Source organism: Frigoribacterium sp. CFBP 13605, from assembly GCF_014839405.1.
Classification (GTDB): domain Bacteria; phylum Actinomycetota; class Actinomycetes; order Actinomycetales; family Microbacteriaceae; genus Frigoribacterium.
In genome coordinates, this window is the sequence record NZ_JACYNS010000167.1 from 1 (window position 1) to 3598 (window position 3598).

At 54.4% G+C, this 3598-nt stretch carries 2 rRNA genes; both read right to left on the minus strand.

Annotation, left to right across the window (positions count from 1 at the left end):
* Positions 1–12 precede the first annotated feature (12 nt).
* Positions 13–129: ribosomal RNA gene (rrf, locus tag IFT36_RS15580) — 5S ribosomal RNA — on the minus strand.
* 160 nt (positions 130–289) lie between these two features.
* A 23S ribosomal RNA gene (locus tag IFT36_RS15585) occupies positions 290–3412 on the minus strand.
* Positions 3413–3598 lie beyond the last annotated feature (186 nt).

Consider the following 3598-nt stretch of genomic DNA (forward strand, 5'->3'; position numbering starts at 1 on the left):
GCACTAAAAGGAGTCCGGCGGTGTCCTACTCTCCCACAAGGTCCCCCTTGCAGTACCATCGGCGCTGAGAGTCTTAGCTTCCGGGTTCGGAATGTGACCGGGCGTTTCCCTCTCGCTATGGCCGCCGAAACATTTACCACACACCATTACTGGTGGTGAAGTCTGTTTCAGACCATGCACCCCATCCGTTACAGATGTGGCGACTTGTCTGTTGAGTTGTTCCCGACCGTATTTCGGGAACCACATAGTGGACGCAAGCAGCTTTCCCCCACCTCTACAGGGAGGGAGTGTTGTCAAGTTATCGGCTTATTAGTACCGGTCAGCTCCATGGGTCGTTAGTCCCCACTTCCACATCCGGCCTATCAACCCAGTAGTCTAGCTGGGAGCCTCTCACCCCTAAGGGTATGGAAATCTCATCTCGAAGCCGGCTTCCCGCTTAGATGCTTTCAGCGGTTATCCGTTCCGAACGTAGCTAATCAGCGGTGCCCTTGGCAGGACAACTGACACACCAGAGGTTCGTCCATCCCGGTCCTCTCGTACTAGGGATAGATCTTCTCAAATTTCCTACGCGCGCAGCGGATAGGGACCGAACTGTCTCACGACGTTCTAAACCCAGCTCGCGTACCGCTTTAATGGGCGAACAGCCCAACCCTTGGGACCTACTCCAGCCCCAGGATGCGACGAGCCGACATCGAGGTGCCAAACCATGCCGTCGATATGGACTCTTGGGCAAGATCAGCCTGTTATCCCCGAGGTACCTTTTATCCGTTGAGCGACAGCGCTTCCACAAGCCACTGCCGGATCACTAGTCCCGACTTTCGTCCCTGCTCGACTTGTCAGTCTCACAGTCAAGCTCCCTTGTGCACTTACACTCGACACCTGATTGCCAACCAGGTTGAGGGAACCTTTGGGCGCCTCCGTTACTTTTTGGGAGGCAACCGCCCCAGTTAAACTACCCACCAGGCACTGTCCCAGAACCGGATCACGGTTCGTAGTTAGATATCCAAAGTGACCAGAGTGGTATTTCAACAATGACTCCACCTGAACTAGCGTCCAAGCTTCACAGTCTCCCACCTATCCTACACAAGCCACTCCGAACACCAATACCAAGCTGTAGTAAAGGTCACGGGGTCTTTCCGTCCTGCTGCGCGTAACGAGCATCTTTACTCGTAGTGCAATTTCGCCGAGTTCGCGGTTGAGACAGCTGGGAAGTCGTTACGCCATTCGTGCAGGTCGGAACTTACCCGACAAGGAATTTCGCTACCTTAGGATGGTTATAGTTACCACCGCCGTTTACTGGGGCTTAAATTCTGAGCTTCGCTTGCGCTAACCCTTCCTCTTAACCTTCCAGCACCGGGCAGGCGTCAGTCCGTATACATCGTCTTGCGACTTGGCACGGACCTGTGTTTTTAGTAAACAGTCGCTTCCCACTGGTCTCTGCGGCCTTTCCCGCTCCGGGAGTAAATCCCATCACGGTTCCGGCCCCCCTTCTCCCGAAGTTACGGGGGCATTTTGCCGAGTTCCTTAACCACGATTCTCTCGATCTCCTTGGTATTCTCTACCTGACCACCTGAGTCGGTTTGGGGTACGGGCGGCTTGAACCTCACGTCGATGCTTTTCTCGGCAGCATAGGATCACTGATTTCCCCCAATCGGGGTACGCATCGGATCTCAGGCGCATTGACGACGGATTTGCCTATCGTCAGCCCTACATCCTTACACCAGGTTCACCTTACGGATACCATCGCCTGGCTCAGCTACCTTCCTGCGTCACACCTGTTAATACGTTAACCGCACCAGCATGGGGTCGAGCGTTAGACCGGCCGGCATCACCCCGAAGGGATCCACTCAGCCGGGTTAGGACTCTTAGCACCACTGGATTAGCTTGGGCGGTTCTTCGCCGGTACGGGAATATCAACCCGTTGTCCATCGACTACGCCTGTCGGCCTCGCCTTAGGTCCCGACTTACCCAGGGCGGATTAACCTGGCCCTGGAACCCTTGGTCTTTCGGAGGACGGGTTTCTCACCCGTCTTTCGCTACTCATGCCTGCATTCTCACTCGTGTGGCCTCCACGGCTGGTTTACACCGCCGCTTCACTGGCCACACGACGCTCTCCTACCACTCCGTACGACTGAACCACGAAGGCTTGTCTATAATACGAAATCTACAACTTCGGTGGTGTGCTTGAGCCCCGTTACATTGTCGGCGCGGAATCACTTGACCAGTGAGCTATTACGCACTCTTTCAAGGGTGGCTGCTTCTAAGCCAACCTCCTGGTTGTCTATGCAACTCCACATCCTTTCCCACTTAGCACACGCTTAGGGACCTTAGTTGGTAGTCTGGGTTGTTTCCCTCTCGACGATGAAGCTTATCCCCCACCGTCTCACTGCTGCGCTCTCACTTACCGGCATTCGGAGTTTGGCTGACGTCAGTAAGCTTTTGGGCCCCATCGGCCATCCAGTAGCTCTACCTCCGGCAAGAAACACGCAACGCTGCACCTAAATGCATTTCGGAGAGAACCAGCTATCACGAAGTTTGATTGGCCTTTCACCCCTATCCACAGCTCATCCCCTCAGTTTTCAACCTAAGTGGGTTCGGTCCTCCACGACGTCTTACCGTCGCTTCAACCTGGCCATGGATAGATCACTTCGCTTCGGGTCTAGGACATGCGACTGGATCGCCCTATTAAGACTCGCTTTCGCTACGGCTACCCCACACGGGTTAACCTCGCCACATATCGCTAACTCGCAGGCTCATTCTTCAAAAGGCACGCTGTCACCCCTACAAGGAGGCTCCAACGGTTTGTAAGCAAACGGTTTCAGGTACTATTTCACTCCCCTCCCGGGGTACTTTTCACCTTTCCCTCACGGTACTTGTCCGCTATCGGTCATCTGGGAGTATTTAGGCTTATCAGGTGGTCCTGACAGATTCACACGGGATTTCTCGGGCCCCGAGCTACTTGGGATCCCCATTCAGCCAGCGCCAGCATTTCGGCTACGGGGTTCGCACCCTCTATGACCAGCCATTCAAAGCTGTTCGCCTATACTGCGCTGTAACTGTTCCTGTCCGGCAGAACAGGACAACGGGTCCCACAACCCCGACCATGCAACGACCGCCGTCTATCACACATGACCGGTTTAGCCTCTTCCGATTTCGCTCGCCACTACTGACGGAATCACTGTTGTTTTCTCTTCCTGTGGGTACTGAGATGTTTCACTTCCCCACGTTCCCTCTACCCGCCCTATATATTCAGGCGGGAGTCACCAGACATAACGCCTGGCGGGGTTTCCCCATTCGGAAATCCTCGGATCAGGGCTCGATTATCAGCTCCCCGAGGCTTATCGCAGATTTCTACGTCCTTCTTCGGCTCCAGATGCCAAGGCATCCACCGTTTGCTCTTAGAAACTTGACCACAAAGTTGCTGCCAGCCAAAGACTGACAGCTCAGTGTTATCTCATTCGCCAACCACACCCAAAGGGCGGATTGGTCTAAGAAATTGCACTTAGTATCACAAACAACAACCAACCCGAAGGCCGGCCCTGCTTGCGACTAAGATGCTCGCGTCCACTGTGTAGTTCTCAAAATACGGGCGGCACCA